Raw genomic sequence first — 15,908 nt, forward strand, 5'->3', positions numbered from 1 at the left:
CATTTTGCTTTTTTGAAAAAACGTGGAGAACAAACTTCTTCATCATCTCAACAACAAAAATGCAAATATTTATATTTTTTATGAAACGATTGTATAAAAACTTACCTATCAAAAAGATCCATATTACTATATCAGACTTAAAATCATTATTGTTCAAATTTTAGGTAGGTTGATATGAAAAGAACGGTTTTTTTTATCTCAGATGGGACCGGTATCACCGCGGAAGCCATAGGACACAGTCTGTTGTCTCAATTCGATGGTATTGAAATAGAGATGATTACCCGGCCTTATATCAACTCGATTGCACATGCGCAAGCGGTCGTTTTACAAATCGATCAGGCTGCTGAAAAAGATGGTCTTCCCCCGCTGATATTTGAAACTATCGTTGATCACGCAGTCAGTCAAACGTTGAAAATGAGTCAAGGTTTTTTCCTGAATGTCTTTTCGACCTTTTTAGGTGCGCTGGAGACAGAACTGAAGGTAAAAGCAACCGGACATGTAGGAAAAAGTCATGCTATTTCAAATAACTATGTTGACCGTATCGAAGCGGTCAACTTTGCCTTAGATAATGATGATGGCGCCAGAACCCAGTTTTATGATCATGCCGATATTATTTTAGTCGGCGTCTCACGCAGTGGTAAAACCCCCAGTAGCCTATATATGGCCATGCAATATGGTATTCGTGCGGCAAATTATCCGATTACCGAGGAAGACTTAGAGTATACGAAGTTACCGGCACCACTGAAAGACTACAAAAACAAACTGTTTGGTCTGACCATCGATGTTGATCGCTTAGTGGAAATTCGTAATGAGCGACGGGCCAATAGTCGTTACGCCAGTTACGCGCAGTGCCAGTTCGAAATCAAAGAGACTGAAGCCCTGTTTCAACGCGAACATATTCCGTTTGTCAATTCAACGCGCCAGTCAGTCGAGGAGATCGCGGCTAAAATCATGGCAACACAAAATATTCAGCGTCGTTTTTAGGATTAATATCACAACTTGACGCATCATACGTCAGCAGAAATAGGGATTAAGCTCACTAGATTCAATCCTTAACCAGCTGAAGCATAGTTTATGTACGCGTAGGCACACCAACCTATCTGATGGCGATGATTTTGAAACGATGATAATTCAGTTATCTCCGCCCAATCATGGCGATTTAAAGATAGTCTGGTTCATATCAGTTAATCTTTTTAGAGAAAAGCGGCGATGACTGACAACTGCTCTTTTCTCAGATTGAGTTACACTTGGCGCGAGCCTAAATGGTGATCTTCCTCGCTGCTAGCAATAAGATAAGTCAGTTCATCACACAGAAGATTTTATTCTCTCGAACAGTAAATTGCGCGATCACCTGCGTTTGTAACCTGCTATCATCATATTGGAGGCATGCACCTGATAATGAGTAAAGACAATCTCACCAGCTTGAGCGATTGCGATGATCGATACCATGATCGACAGTAATAGCTAATGCAGTAGACTAATATGTTTGACGAAATCCGCCTATAACAAGACTTGACCATTCACGGTCTGGCGATAATCCGGACTAAAATAGCGGATAATCTGGTCTATTATGCTCCCCCGCAGAGAGCACTATCCCTGCCTGTAAAGCGGTTTCAACCAATAATCGATTATTCATTATCAGACAACCTTTGTGCCTAAAATTTAAATCAATCTGCTTATTGATCAGTTTACTTCTGAATGAATTGACGTAATATATCAAAATGGACAACATATATTGCTGACTGGCCAGACATGAAAAATAAAGCGATCATCGATTTTTCGGTTGATTATCTATCTCATGATAAACTGCATCAAACCGATGCCGATAGCCATCATCAGGGACAACTGTTCTTCCTCGAATCGGGTATGATTAGTTGTCAGGCAAAAGATAAGTACTGGACCATCACGCCCAATTGTATTGGTTGGATACCGGCTCAGACTCAGCACAGAACCACTTGCTGGGGAAAAATAGCAGGCTGGCGTGTCAATTTACCCGCGTCATGCGATCGACTATTACCAACCCAGGCCCGCTTATTGCAAAATAATCCGCTGATTTCTGCATTGCTGACTCGCATTATCAGCTTTGTAGAGACCAATACCTTAACCGATGCACAAAGTCGATTATTCAGTGTTTTTATTGATGAAATAAGCCAGAGTAAGCCAATCACCTCACTCCTGTTACCTCTTCCAACCGATCTATGTTTAATCAAGATCACACAGGCTATCTTAACCGATCCGACTAATAAACTATCTCAAGTGGAGTGGGCAAGTTGGGTGGGCATCAGTGTGCGTAGCTTAAGTCGTCATTTTATGGCAGAAACCGGTATGACCTTTACTGACTGGAAACAGTTAGCCAGAATTATGCTATCACTAGAAAAATTATCACAAAACCTATCTATTAATGAGATTGCCTATGCCGTTGGTTTCAGTGATGCCAGTGCTTACATTGCTTCATTTAAAGCCATTATGGGCATCTCACCAAAGCGGTATTTTGAGACCGAATTATAATACACGTTTAAGTCTTAGATAGCATTGTGCAAATAAATCGTGTCACTTATTTGCAACCATAATGATATTTGCAAAATAGGATGATTAAGGTGCTGATGATACAAAATAACTTACCCCCACCAATAACGTACAATGTAAAAGAATATAGGCGCCGCAAAACAGACTGAATCAAATCTATCCAACATGCCGCCATGCCCTTTTATGATATTTCCCCAGTCTTTAATGCCACGATCACGTTTAATCGCCGACATCACTAACCCCCCCATAAATCCGGATAAGGTCAGGATAAGCGCAATCAATCCAGCTTGCAGCAAAGAAAATGGCGTTATCCAATACAAACACGTCCCCAATAAACTGGCAAACAGAATGCCCCCTAAAAATCCTTCTATCGTTTTAGAGGGTGACAACATAGGCGCTATTTTATGTCGACCAAATAATTTACCCACCACATACTGAAAAACATCTGATATTTGTACAACGAGCAGTAAAAAAACAATCAACAGAAAATGACCATCCTGATCGTCATCTTTGATATTTAAATTGAGTAATGCCGGCACACAAGAAATACAATAAACGCAAATCATCACGCCCCACTGTAGTTTGGCGGTGCGAGCCAAAAAATCCTTGGTGGATCCGGTTAAAGATATCAGTATAGGTAACAATAAAAAGACATAAATCGGAATAAAAAAAGTAAACATCTCAAACCAATTTAAGCTAATCAGTATATATTGAATCGGCAACACAATGTAGAATGAAAAAACTAAAGGATAATCGTCATCAGTGGTTGTTGGCAGCATTGTCATAAACTCACGTAATGCACAAGCCGAGATCAAAAAGAATAACAAAATGACGGCAACGTTACCTAACCAGAAAGCCACACCAATGATGATAACCATAACCCACCAAGCATTAATTCGGGCATTTAAGTTACTGATCACCGCATTATTGCCTTTTACTTTTTCCAGAATAAATCCAATTATCGAGGCGACCAGAAGCGTGACACCAATTCCTAAAAATAGATAAAACATATCTTGAGCATTGCTGGTCATATCTATTTTCCTTTTGCTAACGCAATAAAAGTCTGACACGTTTTTTCCACAAATCGCTGACAGGTTTGCTGTTGATTTACGGGTAAAAGTTTACCGATCGCCAAGGTGCAAAGTAACGGCAATCGAATCATATGCCCTTTTGGCATGGTACGTTTTAAATTATCTAACCAAACAGGTACAAATAGGCGTTGTTTTGACTCGACCTGATAACCTCGCCAGACTAAGCGGGCTCCGGTTAAGATCTTTGTAAACCCAATGAATAAGACTGCACCCATCTTTGCCAGCATAACAGCGTTCTCCTTAAAAAAGACTGATTGAATTCCATTTTCCATTGATTTGACTATCGTCTAAATGCTCAAAATTAAGATCAATTACCATAATACAAACGAACACCAGCATTTGTAGCGCACAACAACAACACAGCTGTTTTCTCATTAAATAAAGCGCATCTTGCATTCGATTATCCAAACTGCGCAAAGGATTATCTGCTTTCTTGAGTAAACCAAGGCGACAAAGTGAGATTGATCCAGCGCTTTTAACGCAGTTGACATCTCGCTATCAGAACCCGATTGTAAAGACTTAAACAAGCGCCGATCGAAATCGACGCGTATCACAAAATAGAACTGCACAACACCTAACACAAATACGATCAGGCTGCCTATAGCAACGGGAATACTGTCAGCAAACAGAGATTGCAACATCAATAACAGTAAAGACAGCATTGTCATTGCCAATGAGAAACGATCTATTCTAGCCGATTGCTTTAACAAACTAATTTCAACATTTAAATCCATCAGTTTTATATTCTGCTGCACGATATCTCTCCCACCATTGTGCTAAATGCTGCTGTTGCGGCAATCACCACACCAACACTGTGTCCAATAACCGCGATATCCTGACTGACTGATAAGTTGTTTTAATATGTTGAACGAAATACTCTGCATCTCTGACCAGCCAGACAAAATTGGCGACATCACCTCTTTCATCAGACGATAATCCATTGCCTCTGTCATTCCGGCAAAAACTGATACTCAAGTAAATTTAATTCCTCAACAAGATACGCTATCCGACCGGAATGTTCATGACCGCGATGAAAAAGGATAATTGCCGGCGCCTGCCCGGGCTGTTTTTCGATGATGGCAGACCCATGGCGATAAAATAGCGCAATAACATCATGACTGATAAATATTTTTTGTTATTCTTGTCGTATAAACTATCAACCCTTTTGTTGATGTGAAAGCTCTTTTAACCCCTGCACGATGCGATTAATTAAGGTGTAAACCAATAAAGTCGCCATGATCCAAAGTAACGTATTAATCCAGGTAACGGGTAATAAATCGATTGCAATCGCCGCGGCCATGATGCCGATGACTAAAGCGCGATCACTTTTTCCCATCGGACCATCATATCGGCGTGATGCCCCAACAAGCGGCCCCATGACACCCGCATATTCGGTTAATAAAGAGAGAATAATGACGACGGTGAGCAGTAAAGGATTAACGGTTGAGACAAAAGCAAACACTAACAAGAGTGCACTATCAGCAATCACATCACAAAGCTCATTTAAATAAGCGCCAAGGACTGACTGTTGATTAAACTCACGGGCCAGCATCCCATCAACAGCATTAAGGGCCATACGAATAAACATCCAAACCGGCAGTAATGCAAAAATCCAGTGGTGATTGACGCCAAGCACAATGATCAATGCGACGATAAACGAACCGACACACGTCGCGATTGTGACTTGATTGGCAGTAAAACCGGCATTGAATATTTTTTGCACTAACGGGCGTAATAATGCCTGAAATTTCGTTTTCAATTGATAAACAGAGACCATCATGTTTCCTTATCAAATAACTTGGACTTAAATATACTATTTTCACCAGCAATTTACCAATATTTTTTATCTCTAAGACTAATCCCTCTTGTTTATTGAATTTCGATACTAGATTAATCGAGATAAGACTGTTTTATCATGTGTGAATCACTATGATATATAAAAAACTTAAGACGTAACAGGCTGAACGGGTGGCAACCTTCAATTAATTGTCCACTAAAAAATGGCGATTTCAATGAGCGCAAATTTTTTGATGGTACTTTTATTCGCTATCGCTAAAGATAATCAAGCTATGTCAGTCTTAGTTATTCTCATTTATAATAAACACCTGCACATCAAGTCATCATAAGGCAATCATAAAATACAATTAGAAACCACCGCATGGCACTGGCAAGCAGCAACACCAGCAAATAATCTATACTTAAAAAATCATCGCATAACGTCCGTTGGTGACGATCAAGTACTGATTGAAAACCATGCTATTGGCATTAATCCAGTTAACTGGAAATTGATTGATGGGTTCGGTAATCTGTTACAAAAAGGCCAAATTTCCGGGATGGATGGTATGTGCATCTTGGTAGCGGTCGGTAAAAATATGCAGCATCTTCGTTCTCGGTGCACGCTATGCCTACCACACAGACCTGCGTTATAACGGCAGCTTTAGTTATCACACTCTGGTTGATGGCCGAGCATTAATCGCCGTACCTGATGGGCTTAGTAATCGTGCAGCCGGCGGTGCGATTGGCAGCATGATCACCCAACTGTTAATTGCTGCGGGTACAAATGTTTATGTGACAGCCAGCCAACATCGCCACCCACAACTCCTGAATCAAGGCGTAGTGGCAGCTTTTGATTACCATCAAACAGATTGGTAAACTGCGCTGAAACAACGTTTAGGAAGTCAGTCGTTATCGGCTATTTTTGATACGGTAAATGGGCATAGTGCCGCTCAATTAGCGAGTCTGTTAGGTTTTTATGGCTATCTGATATCTATCCAAGATCGCCTCGAACAAGCACCACTGCCGCCCTTTACCACCAGTATTTCGCTGTATGAAATTGCGCTCGCCTCAACCCACCTATTTGGCACCAACCAACAGTGGGCTCAATTAACCCGTGACGGACAACAGTTACTCTACCAAGTAGCAGCAAGCTCGCTCATACTACCGACGATTAAGACCGTTAACTTCTAGGATATTCCAGATGCTTTGCACTCATTAAAGCACTATAACAATGGCTTAAAATATGTCGCCGTCATTAAGGCCTGAGTCCGGATATAAAAGTAAAATAGCTAGCAGAGTGCATAATGAAAGATGAAGAGCGTGGCGTGAAAAAACGGATAGGTAGATGTATTCGGTAAGATATCTATGAGTTTATTAAAAAGAGAAACTAAATCAAATTTAATCAAAAAAAAGCCCATGTATGAGAAGTTAATGGGCTAACAAGGAATGTGCTGCGTTCACCTGACTATTTATAGCAAAATTATCAACGCTTTAAAAATCGTTTATATAGCTCAATACACGACCAATTGATCGTTTTTTTTCGATCAATCAATGTTGAAAATTATATACTTTTTTACTTACCTTTAACCTAACCATTATAAAATCAAGGAGTATAACGATTAAGTTCGGTCTTGATTATCTTTTCTAATCAATGACAATCATACAGATAAGTTTTAAAAATAGCTCCTAAGCGGGAAGCAGCCTTATTAAGTTAATATATGTCAGTTAATTGACAGTTTAACACAGTGATCAGGACAGCAGATTATTTTATTCCTGAATATAATAAACTAAAATGGTTACCATCAGGACACGCTTTAAAATCCCCCCCCCAAGCACCACCCATCGCCTGCCAATATTGGCCTAGCGGTTTATAAGCCGTGGTTGCCGTTTGATAGACGCCGTCAATAAATAAATTCAAATCAATCGCTAAACGGAGTGAATATAAACGATTACGTATACCTTTACCTGCTTGCATATCGTTTTCTACTTGAGCCGGCGTCTGGTAAGCTTGACCAAAGGTGAGTTGTAAACCTTGCCCATCAGCCCAAAGAATCAGTTTGGCTATCATCACGGTAAAGGTCGCCTGTTTTTGAGTTAGTGTCATTTTTCCTCCAGTATCGATTAGCAATCCAATTATTCAAGTAATATTACATCAGCCAGCATAGCGTTGCTGGTTAGAGTCATCATGTAAAGCAAAAAGATGAGAATATGAAATTTGGTATCGAATAACGATCGATTATCAAGATAATTGATCTATTTAATGAGTATAAAAAAAGCCACGCTTTGGAAGCGTGGCTTTTTTTATACTTTTAGTAGCTATATATTCACACTAACATTTAGAGCGCGTGCCGTCAATATTAATTTCAAACATTTATTTTCACCATCGTTCACAGTCTAAAACTTTATCCATCGCATCAAGATAACCACAAACGTAGTTCTCTGCCGCATCTTTTAATTTAGCCGTTTTAGTCGCTCCGTAGCCAATTCGTTTTCCTATCATCTTGATATTTTTTAATGGTACCGGATTGGCAACCTCTCGATTTTCAATGCCAATATAATAATCTTTAATGATCTGGCTCATAGCTTTTTTTTCTGGATCCTGGCTTCTTTCTAGTCTCAACAAAATTGCCTCTAATAGGATAGCATCATCTTCACTGCACTGTTTGACAGAGTTATTATGCTGTTGTAATTTTTGATATTGCAAGGTAATACAGGCATAACCTAAATGATCTAAGCCAGCACGGTGGTAAGCTCCCCAGCGCTCTAAGATATAATTAATATTACGATGAGCGATAAAATGATTAATCTCTTGAGTGGTTAATCGGTCTCTGCCAATATCAAATTCAATTTTTTTCTGATTGTGCGCATCCATGTGCATCCCCCTAAATTTAAATACGTTGAATCACCAGGATATATCATTATCTCGATCTGGCTAATCACGCTATTTTTATATTAATTAATCACTATACCGGATAAACCTAAAAGGAGCTGATGATTAGACACCCAGATCCTCCGTATCCTATTATTTACCATCATATAGCCACTCTGCGGAACAATCTAAAGCTCTGGCGAGTTCAACCAAACTTCTTGGTTTTTGAATTCTACCTGATTCAATATCACAAATAGACTGCTGAGTCATACCGGTAGCCTTAGCTAATGTTTCTTGACTAAGATTAAGCGCTAATCTTTTTTGTTTTATTCTATCTCCTAGTAACATATCCCGCCCACTTCCATACAGTTAAAACTGTATTTGATAACAGCTTTAACTGTTTGTCAACTACAGGTTTTCCTGTATTATAAACGCGTGAAAAAAGGAGTCGTGCAGTATGAGTCAATTAGCCCATAGAATAAAAGCAAGAAGAGAAGAGTTAGGGTTAACCCAAGAGGAAGTCGCTAAACAAGTAGGTATCAAACAACAGTCATATCAAGCAATTGAAACCGGTGCAACCAAAAAGCCCCGTTTTTTATATGAAATATCACTGGCTTTAAAATGTGATATGAGTTGGCTGTTAAGCGGTAAAACACTCCCGCATTTAACACCAGCTACATTGAAAGCTTGCCAAATCCCATTAATTAATTATGCTCAAGTCCTGCAATGGGCCGACTATCACATACAAAAAGAATCAATCAAATATGACTATATCCTAGCCTCACTCGAATTATCAGATCGTGCTTTTGCGCTGGAGATAAACGGTGACTCCATGGCGCCAGAATTTAGAGAAGGTGATCTGATTATCATTGAACCGGCGATCACACCCAAACCGGGGGAATTCGTTGTAGCCGTTAGCGGAGAGCGAGAAGCAACCTTTAAAAAGTACCGTGAACTTGAATTTGATGTGCAGAACGAAATACAATTTGAATTAATTCCGCTCAATAATGATTATTTAATCATGAGTAGCTTAAACCAGTCCATCCGCATTATCGGTACACTAGTTGAACAACGCATTTTCAGGCGAAAAAGATAATCCCTTATCTCTGTCCTTTTACTGATAAAAATCGCTTAATGAAGGAGACGCAGTTCAGTGCGCCTCACCTAGTTTCAGCCTTATCGCAATAAAAAATAGCCACGTTATGCTAAAGGTAATCTACTTTTGATTGATATCAATTCACAAAACTTTAACTACACACAATCAATACTGGAGTACGCTTATTTACCCGCACCAATCCACATTGAAATTTGTCCCTGACTATCCTGAGTGGGAATATTAAAACGCATTAAATCTTCACCGATGACAAAAGCACCGTTGTAGTGATTTTGCACAATACCGGCAATATTACTGACAGTTACGTCACCATTTAAGCCGATATGGCTCAATATCACTAATTTAGGTCTAGCTTGATTAAATACTTGTGCGGCATCCTCTGGCGCTGAGAGATGAGCGGCGATCGCTTTATAACCAGGATTAGCTTTTAATAGTTCTGGGGAAGTCATTGACACAGAATGAATCAGGATATCAGCACCGGTCGCTTGTTTGACCACTTCTGGGCTATAACGAGTATCACCAGAAATGACCACCACATGATCCCGATAAACAATGCGGTAGCCATAAGAAGGTTTGATTTTATCACCATGATCGTTGTTAAAACTATAAATTTTTACGCCGTCCTTATCATAAACTAAACCTGGCAAGCAGTCATGAGCATCAATCATCACACCATCAAGTGGCGTCTGTTCATCTTGCTGACGAGTAGCAATATCGCTAGCGTAAGCTTGTTCCAATCCCGTAGCAAAGGCTTTCACACCAGTTGGTCCATATAGTTGTAAAGGTAATTTACGGCTACCGTAAGCGGGTTGTAACCAGCCAATTAGCCAAAAATCAGGAAAGCCGATGATGTGATCAGAATGAAAGTGTGTCAGAAAAAAAGCATCAATACGCCCTAATGGAATACCAAGTTGCCAAAGACGTGCGCTCGCATTGCGGCCAAAATCAAAAATAAATTTCTGATTGCCCGCTTCAATCAAGGTACTATTACCAGCACGATTAATCTGCGGCACGGGTGTACCAGTACCGAGCAGTGTGACACGAAACAGCGCTGTGCTACTCGCCGGCTCACTTTGAGCCCATAACAGTGAACTCCAAAAACTGAGCCCACACAAAAGACATGCTGCAATAAATTGTCCTACTTTTAGTTTCATGACGCCTCCTTGTCAATCGATGATAGTCAATTGGAACAAACATCCACACGATTACTGATAGTGTTAGTTAACTATCAGTAATATCGTAATATTTTTATGACAGCAAGTTACTTGCAAACGTGAATATACTGTTCTCCTCATGCTGCTAATAAAATGCGTCATACCACTGCGTTTATCGCCTAAATGCGTTTTATCATGGAGGGGTTAAAAAATAATCAACGTTATAGGATAAGCTCACTATTTTTTAAACCTAAGACGAAAACGATCGGCTGACTGTAAAATCAGTTGACTAAAAAGTGATAGCATCGCTCACAATAGTTGACTATAATAGTAGGATATTCATCATTTAAAGGTCAATCTTATGTTAGCACAATTAGTCTGTTATAAAACACTGCCAAAATGGCAAGCTGATACCATTCCATCGGCTTTTAAACAACCCCACAATACTCAGGTTGGCACCTATGCTCAATTAGTGATTTTGCAAGGTGAAATCGATTTTGCGTTACTCGATGAACAGGGCAATATTACCCATACCTATCATTTTTCAGCCGATCAGCAACCGCCCCTGATTGCACCGCAGCAGTGGCATAAAATCGTCTCAACCTCAGATGATATCGAGTGCCAGCTAAGCTTTTATTGCCATAAAGAGGATTACTGTGCTAAAAAATTTGATTTAACACCAACTCATTCCGACGTGATTGAGGCCGCGAAAATAGTGTCGCCCGGTAAAGCGTTAGACTTAGGTTGTGGATCCGGTCGTAATTCACTCTACCTAAACTTATTAGGCTTTGATGTCGATGCTGTCGATAAAGCCGAAATGAGTATTGCTAAAGTGAACCAGATGATTAGTCAGGCAGAACTCAATCATATCCGTGCCAGCGTATATGACATTAATCAGGCCAGTTTAGATGGTCACTATGATCTGATTATTTCAACGGTTGTGATGATGTTTTTACAACCTGATCGCATACCCAATGTGATAAAAAATATGCAATCGATGACTAAGCCTAACGGCTATAATCTAATTGTCAGCGCGATGTCGACGGCGGATTGTCCATGTCCGCTGCCCTTCTCTTTTACCTTTAAAGAGAATGAACTGCGTAATTACTACCAAGGCTGGGATATTATCAAATATAACGAAAACCGAGGTGAATTGCATAAAACTGATATGCATGGTAATCGCATCAAATTACGCTTTGCCACGCTGCTCGCTAAAAAACTCAACTAAGCTTGTACCACTTTCATAGTGCTAATTCCCCCTCCAGAATCGATAACGAGGGGGCTTTTTCTTACTTTCAGGCAGATTCGATACGCATTGGCCACTAAAAATCCCAGTTAACACCCATATTCACACCATGCTCGACAAAGTGATCGCGCCAAAAACTGCGATAGCCCACAGTCATCGCCAGATTGTGATGGTTAAATACGAGAGTCGATTGTCAAAGTGCACCATCTCGCGAGACCGGAACACTGTTCATGCTAAACGAGCGGGTGATATTCTGATTAAAAGAGAGCGTGGCGGTCTGCGCCACATCGCCATACTGGTGTACCCAGGCGATCTCATTTTGTAAACTTATCTGAATGGCAAGATTGAGTGACTAGGTTAAATCCGCGCGTAGACCCTGGGTTGAAATCCAGCGATGATCAGACTGTGCTAGCGCCTGCCCGGATTCAATTTCGGTGGTTGCCAGCACCTCGCGACGCTGCGCCGCAGTTAAATAGGGAAAACGAATGGCAATTAAGGCTTCAGCACCGATAGGCACAACCGGGGCTAAATTGGTCGGTCCGATCGGCGATAATCCATAAGTTAAACGCCACAGATAGTCAGCCCGCTCCTGAGCAGACGTTTGGTTAGTTTGATTAGTTGGGGTATGATCTTGCGCGGCGCACTGTGCTATCTTAGCCTGACATTCTCGTACCAATAGCCCGTTAAGATCTTCTTTAGCGGCTAACATCAGCTGCTGAAAATCGCCAGTGGTTTGCATCTGCTGGCCAAATAGCCCATTAATTTGTTGATTGAGATAATCTGGGTTATTATTCAGAATCTGCGCTAAGATATAAGTGGTCATAATGCGTGCTCCTATCACATCTAAAGCATAATGAACATCTAAGGTGACCCGGCTATTACCATATTCGGCCCCTCGGAGCATGAATGCTTGATATTTCTCAGGCAGTAACTGCGCAAACAGTAAGGTACTGGCAAAGCCAAATACCGAGTGACCGCAGGGAAAAGCGGCATTACCCTGAACGGTCGGCAAGATTTTGCTGGCGCTATCGGTTTTATCGCCAAAAAAAATCATCGGCAATAAAACTGTCAACCTGATCGGGTGCAACCTGCACCGGCCTGGAGTTACCAATGGTATTTTTATGTTCCGTTGAAGGATGATAGGCATTATCATAAACATTAAACTGCCCCTTATCAGGTAGACGAATGCCTGTCGCCTGATGGTCGATCTGGCCGTCAACACTGCCATTGGCAAAGTAATTTTTGGCAAAACTAGCATCGACCTGAATCAATGTATTCACTTGTGAAAAGAGCGCTGCGACATGGGGAGAAAAGGTTTGCGCGGCGTAGCTAGTCGGATTAATGGTATTATGGGCGGCATAAATTCGATATCGGGTTGGACCTAGTGCATCGGCCACTAACAGCTCATTATCCATCGATCCGATTAAAGCACCAATCGTATTATCCGATATCGCTTTGGCGCGCTGAGCATCGGTCGACTGATGATTGGTGGCTAAAGAAACAGCCAGATTTTGTTGTAAAACAGCTTGGCCTGCTTGATTGCTATTAAGGACACTAAACGGTGTGATTAATTCTGTGGCTTTAATCGTGCGGTTCTCTAAGGATAAACTGTAGGATGATAAGCCTAACATCCACACCCCAATAATCCATTTCATCGAACAATGTGATCGCATATGCACTCCTTTGCATTGTTTATCTTTTTCATCAATAGAATGAATAAGTTAGCAAGCAATTGTGACAAGACGATGAAACTTAAACAGATTATTTTTCAGTGCATCATTGATGATATGCCATATCAATCGGGTGGATTGATATGGTTTTTTAGCAAAAAGATGGCTCAATCATCTCGCTTGACGGCGTCCACCGCTGCCACCACGCGATGACGACAAAAGACAAAAATATACCAGCACTATCGTACTGGCACATTCAAATTAGCAACTGAAACGCGCTAACTGATCGAGCGAGGTATGCAGCGTCTCATTTTGTCTGAAGGTCGCCAATAGATGCTCAACCGTCGCTCTCACCCGCGGCGCAACTAAAACGCGATGAGGATACTGGATCACCATTTCATAACTACCGGCATCATGCTGATCAAACAGGACGATCTTTAAATCGCCCCGCATCAGCGCAGGCAGAGCGTGTTGAATACTGACCTGAGCAATACCGGCATGCAAACAAGCGGCTTGCACTAACGCCTCAGGCGCGGATAAACTCAGTATTGCCGTGCTAGGATCTAAGGTAATTACACGACCATCAGGTTGTTTAAAATGCCAGGGAGAGACTTTTCCACCTAAAAAACGGCGGATAATCAGTTTATGTTGCTTAAGATCCTGCGGTGTTTTGGGTATGCCTTGTTTGGCCAAATAAGCCGGTGAAGCAACTAAGATCATACTCAGATCGCAAACATGCCGGGAGATTAATGAGGAGTCGACAATCCGCCCACCACGAATGACCAGATCATAACCATCCTGAACAAGATCAATTAACCTATCATCCATATCGACCTCAATCGATAATGTCGGATAACGTGCTAATAGTGGCGGAATAGCCAGCAATAAAAAGTCTCGGCCAAATGCACTACTGGTCGAGATTCTCACATGACCACAAATTTCGGTTTTTTGTGCAGCGACTGTGTCGGTTGCTGTTTCCAGCGCAGTTAGGGCGATGCGAGCCTGTTTTAGAAAGGCTTCACCCTCTTCGGTCAGATTGAGTTTCCGGGTGGTTCTGTTCATTAAACGCAGGCCGAGCACCTGTTCTAAACTGGCAACATTCTTACTCACGGCCGCTGAACTAATACCTAATGAGGCGGCCGCTTTGGTAAAACTCCCCGCATTTGCTGCCTCAACAAAAGAGAGAATGGCTCGTACGCGCTGTGATAAATCCATCTATTTACCTCTAAAACCGCCTAATTGATAGCTGATTATAGCTTATTAATAACTTTAAGTTAATTATTAATAAACTATAACACCTATTAAAGTTATTAATTAAATTAGGCATAATAGCGCATCTCAACTAGCTGCCCAACATCATCCATACTGTTTGAGTCGATCAGCATGCAATAGGCCATCTCATTAAACTAGTCAAAAATAGGAAATCTTTTATGCCAAAGCCTGCTTATGTTATTTTTGAGGTAAAAATATATGACCTTCTTATAATAAAACCCTATCTGGAACAGGCTAAAGCTAGCTTTGAAGCCTTCGGGGGGTAAATGTATTGTTCATACTGATCAGGTGGTGACATTAGAAGGTAATGTACCTGCATTAGATACTATGGTGATATTACAATTTGACAGTCAGGAACAAGCCCAAAAATGGTATGACTCACCAGCATATCAAGCTATTATTGGCTACCGAAAACAAGCGGCTGAGAGTCGTGGTTATTTAGTAGAAGGCGTCTCTTGATCCTCGCCTAAATAAAAAGCACCTAAAATTAAAGACAAGGAATAAAATATGAAAACGCTGGTTATCACCTCTCACCCTTATCCGGCACAGTCACGTGTCATTAAAGCCTTACAGCAAACAGCCGAAGCAACCGATAATATTACCGTGCGAAATTTAGAATCATTATATGGGCACAATACCAATCAGTTTGATATTGAGGCAGAGAAACGGGCCTATGCTGATATCGATCGCGTGATCTTTCTCTTCCCCATCCACTGGTTTAATGTGACGCCGATGCTCAAAGCCTATTTAAATGAAGTTTGGCAGTATGGTTGGGCATTTGGTCCTCACGGCACAGCGCTACAAGGTAAAGAGATGCTGGTTGTCACAACAACCGGCGCCACAGAACATACCTATTCAGCTGACGGGCTGACCCATAGCACCATTGATGAGGTACTCACACCGATGCGAGCCACTGCCAGTTATGTCGGCATGACCTATTCAACGCCACTGGTCTTTTTTGGCGTTGTCGATGCCGATGAGAAGACCATCAAGCAGTATCAAAAAACGTTCAGCAAACGTTTACAACAGGCGTAACATCCATTCACGGCGCTGCAGGGGTCCCCTCAACCTTTGTGGCGCCTGAATCATCGGCATGACGTTACCGATTAATCGACCCAGACACCTCATCTCGTTCATCCCGCTAAAATAGACCGCCGACAGCGCAAAAGTATAAAAATGCCACAATAAAA

The 15,908-nt window shown here is 41.2% G+C and carries 18 protein-coding genes; 6 read left to right on the forward strand and 12 right to left on the reverse strand.

The window, feature by feature from the left end:
* Positions 1–174: 174 nt before the first annotated feature.
* Positions 175–984, forward strand: coding sequence for a pyruvate, water dikinase regulatory protein (locus RHO15_07150; GenBank protein WVD63254.1), 810 nt, complete (start codon positions 175–177; stop codon positions 982–984).
* Positions 985–1,752: 768 nt separating this feature from the next.
* Entirely contained in the window at positions 1,753–2,508 is a 756-nt protein-coding gene (locus tag RHO15_07155; GenBank protein ID WVD63255.1) for a helix-turn-helix transcriptional regulator, read from the forward strand.
* A gap of 110 nt (positions 2,509–2,618) precedes the next feature.
* Here the strand turns inward: RHO15_07155 and RHO15_07160 are convergent, their stop codons facing one another.
* The 8 genes from RHO15_07160 to RHO15_07195 all read right to left on the reverse strand — a co-directional run bounded on the left by RHO15_07160 (position 2,619) and on the right by RHO15_07195 (position 8,610).
* Positions 2,619–3,557 (reverse strand): phosphatidate cytidylyltransferase, encoded by a 939-nt coding sequence (locus tag RHO15_07160; protein WVD63256.1) that lies wholly within the window; start codon positions 3,555–3,557, stop codon positions 2,619–2,621.
* 2 nt (positions 3,558–3,559) lie between these two features.
* Positions 3,560–3,844, reverse strand: a complete 285-nt coding sequence (locus RHO15_07165; protein WVD63257.1) for a hypothetical protein — start codon at positions 3,842–3,844, stop codon at positions 3,560–3,562.
* A 147-nt stretch (positions 3,845–3,991) separates the two neighbouring features.
* Positions 3,992–4,372, reverse strand: coding sequence for a hypothetical protein (locus RHO15_07170; GenBank protein ID WVD63258.1), 381 nt, complete (start codon positions 4,370–4,372; stop codon positions 3,992–3,994).
* Positions 4,373–4,393: 21 nt separating this feature from the next.
* Entirely contained in the window at positions 4,394–4,558 is a 165-nt protein-coding gene (locus tag RHO15_07175) for a hypothetical protein (protein ID WVD63259.1), read from the reverse strand.
* Between the two features lie 215 nt (positions 4,559–4,773).
* On the reverse strand, positions 4,774–5,394 hold the full coding sequence (locus RHO15_07180; GenBank protein ID WVD63260.1) for a CDP-alcohol phosphatidyltransferase family protein: 621 nt from the start codon (positions 5,392–5,394) through the stop codon (positions 4,774–4,776).
* A gap of 1,761 nt (positions 5,395–7,155) precedes the next feature.
* The gene (locus RHO15_07185) at positions 7,156–7,497 is read right to left on the reverse strand and encodes a M15 family metallopeptidase (protein WVD63261.1); all 342 of its coding nucleotides are present in this window, start codon (positions 7,495–7,497) and stop codon (positions 7,156–7,158) included.
* Between the two features lie 273 nt (positions 7,498–7,770).
* On the reverse strand, positions 7,771–8,265 hold the full coding sequence (locus RHO15_07190) for an antiterminator Q family protein (GenBank protein WVD63262.1): 495 nt from the start codon (positions 8,263–8,265) through the stop codon (positions 7,771–7,773).
* A 150-nt stretch (positions 8,266–8,415) separates the two neighbouring features.
* A complete protein-coding gene (locus tag RHO15_07195; GenBank protein WVD63263.1) occupies positions 8,416–8,610 on the reverse strand; it encodes a helix-turn-helix transcriptional regulator in 195 nt (64 codons plus the stop codon).
* Positions 8,611–8,719: 109 nt separating this feature from the next.
* Between RHO15_07195 and RHO15_07200 the strand changes: the two genes are divergently transcribed.
* Positions 8,720–9,358, forward strand: a complete 639-nt coding sequence (locus RHO15_07200; GenBank protein ID WVD63264.1) for a LexA family transcriptional regulator — start codon at positions 8,720–8,722, stop codon at positions 9,356–9,358.
* 182 nt (positions 9,359–9,540) lie between these two features.
* Here the strand turns inward: RHO15_07200 and RHO15_07205 are convergent, their stop codons facing one another.
* Positions 9,541–10,530 (reverse strand): MBL fold metallo-hydrolase, encoded by a 990-nt coding sequence (locus tag RHO15_07205; protein ID WVD63265.1) that lies wholly within the window; start codon positions 10,528–10,530, stop codon positions 9,541–9,543.
* Between the two features lie 361 nt (positions 10,531–10,891).
* Between RHO15_07205 and tehB the strand changes: the two genes are divergently transcribed.
* Complete coding sequence (gene tehB, locus RHO15_07210) at positions 10,892–11,758, forward strand: SAM-dependent methyltransferase TehB (protein ID WVD63266.1); 867 nt, start codon at positions 10,892–10,894, stop codon at positions 11,756–11,758.
* A gap of 370 nt (positions 11,759–12,128) precedes the next feature.
* On the opposite strand, the gene RHO15_07215 is transcribed toward tehB, so the two are convergent.
* The 3 genes from RHO15_07215 to RHO15_07225 form a co-directional block, all read right to left on the reverse strand.
* On the reverse strand, positions 12,129–12,848 hold the full coding sequence (locus RHO15_07215; protein WVD63267.1) for a phosphatase PAP2 family protein: 720 nt from the start codon (positions 12,846–12,848) through the stop codon (positions 12,129–12,131).
* Complete coding sequence (locus RHO15_07220) at positions 12,811–13,449, reverse strand: hypothetical protein (GenBank protein WVD63268.1); 639 nt, start codon at positions 13,447–13,449, stop codon at positions 12,811–12,813. Before RHO15_07220 ends, RHO15_07215 begins: the two co-directional genes overlap by 38 nt.
* 258 nt (positions 13,450–13,707) lie before the next feature.
* Positions 13,708–14,661 carry a LysR family transcriptional regulator gene (locus RHO15_07225; GenBank protein ID WVD63269.1) on the reverse strand — a complete coding sequence of 318 codons (954 nt, stop codon included), beginning with the start codon at positions 14,659–14,661 and terminating at the stop codon, positions 13,708–13,710.
* A gap of 303 nt (positions 14,662–14,964) precedes the next feature.
* Here RHO15_07225 and RHO15_07230 point away from each other — a divergent pair, with 303 nt between their 5' ends.
* The gene (locus tag RHO15_07230) at positions 14,965–15,177 is read left to right on the forward strand and encodes a DUF1330 domain-containing protein (protein ID WVD63270.1); all 213 of its coding nucleotides are present in this window, start codon (positions 14,965–14,967) and stop codon (positions 15,175–15,177) included.
* A 48-nt stretch (positions 15,178–15,225) separates the two neighbouring features.
* Entirely contained in the window at positions 15,226–15,753 is a 528-nt protein-coding gene (locus RHO15_07235) for an NAD(P)H-dependent oxidoreductase (GenBank protein ID WVD63271.1), read from the forward strand.
* Positions 15,754–15,908: the final 155 nt, after the last annotated feature.

The sequence above is a fragment of the Orbaceae bacterium lpD01 genome (genome assembly GCA_036251705.1).
Lineage (GTDB): Bacteria > Pseudomonadota > Gammaproteobacteria > Enterobacterales > Orbaceae > Utexia > Utexia brackfieldae.

Coding starts and splice junctions, on each gene's coding strand:
- RHO15_07185 (WVD63261.1), bottom strand. CDS start 7,497: ATGACACTAACTCAAAAACAGGCGACCTTTACCGTGATGATAGCCAAA.
- tehB (WVD63266.1), top strand. CDS start 10,892: ATGTTAGCACAATTAGTCTGTTATAAAACACTGCCAAAATGGCAAGCT.
- RHO15_07225 (WVD63269.1), bottom strand. CDS start 14,661: ATGGATTTATCACAGCGCGTACGAGCCATTCTCTCTTTTGTTGAGGCA.
- RHO15_07155 (WVD63255.1), top strand. CDS start 1,753: ATGAAAAATAAAGCGATCATCGATTTTTCGGTTGATTATCTATCTCAT.
- RHO15_07160 (WVD63256.1), bottom strand. CDS start 3,557: ATGACCAGCAATGCTCAAGATATGTTTTATCTATTTTTAGGAATTGGT.
- RHO15_07175 (WVD63259.1), bottom strand. CDS start 4,558: ATGGATTATCGTCTGATGAAAGAGGTGATGTCGCCAATTTTGTCTGGC.
- RHO15_07220 (WVD63268.1), bottom strand. CDS start 13,449: ATGCGATCACATTGTTCGATGAAATGGATTATTGGGGTGTGGATGTTA.
- RHO15_07165 (WVD63257.1), bottom strand. CDS start 3,844: ATGCTGGCAAAGATGGGTGCAGTCTTATTCATTGGGTTTACAAAGATC.
- RHO15_07195 (WVD63263.1), bottom strand. CDS start 8,610: ATGTTACTAGGAGATAGAATAAAACAAAAAAGATTAGCGCTTAATCTT.
- RHO15_07200 (WVD63264.1), top strand. CDS start 8,720: ATGAGTCAATTAGCCCATAGAATAAAAGCAAGAAGAGAAGAGTTAGGG.
- RHO15_07180 (WVD63260.1), bottom strand. CDS start 5,394: ATGGTCTCTGTTTATCAATTGAAAACGAAATTTCAGGCATTATTACGC.
- RHO15_07190 (WVD63262.1), bottom strand. CDS start 8,265: ATGGATGCGCACAATCAGAAAAAAATTGAATTTGATATTGGCAGAGAC.
- RHO15_07150 (WVD63254.1), top strand. CDS start 175: ATGAAAAGAACGGTTTTTTTTATCTCAGATGGGACCGGTATCACCGCG.
- RHO15_07205 (WVD63265.1), bottom strand. CDS start 10,530: ATGAAACTAAAAGTAGGACAATTTATTGCAGCATGTCTTTTGTGTGGG.
- RHO15_07235 (WVD63271.1), top strand. CDS start 15,226: ATGAAAACGCTGGTTATCACCTCTCACCCTTATCCGGCACAGTCACGT.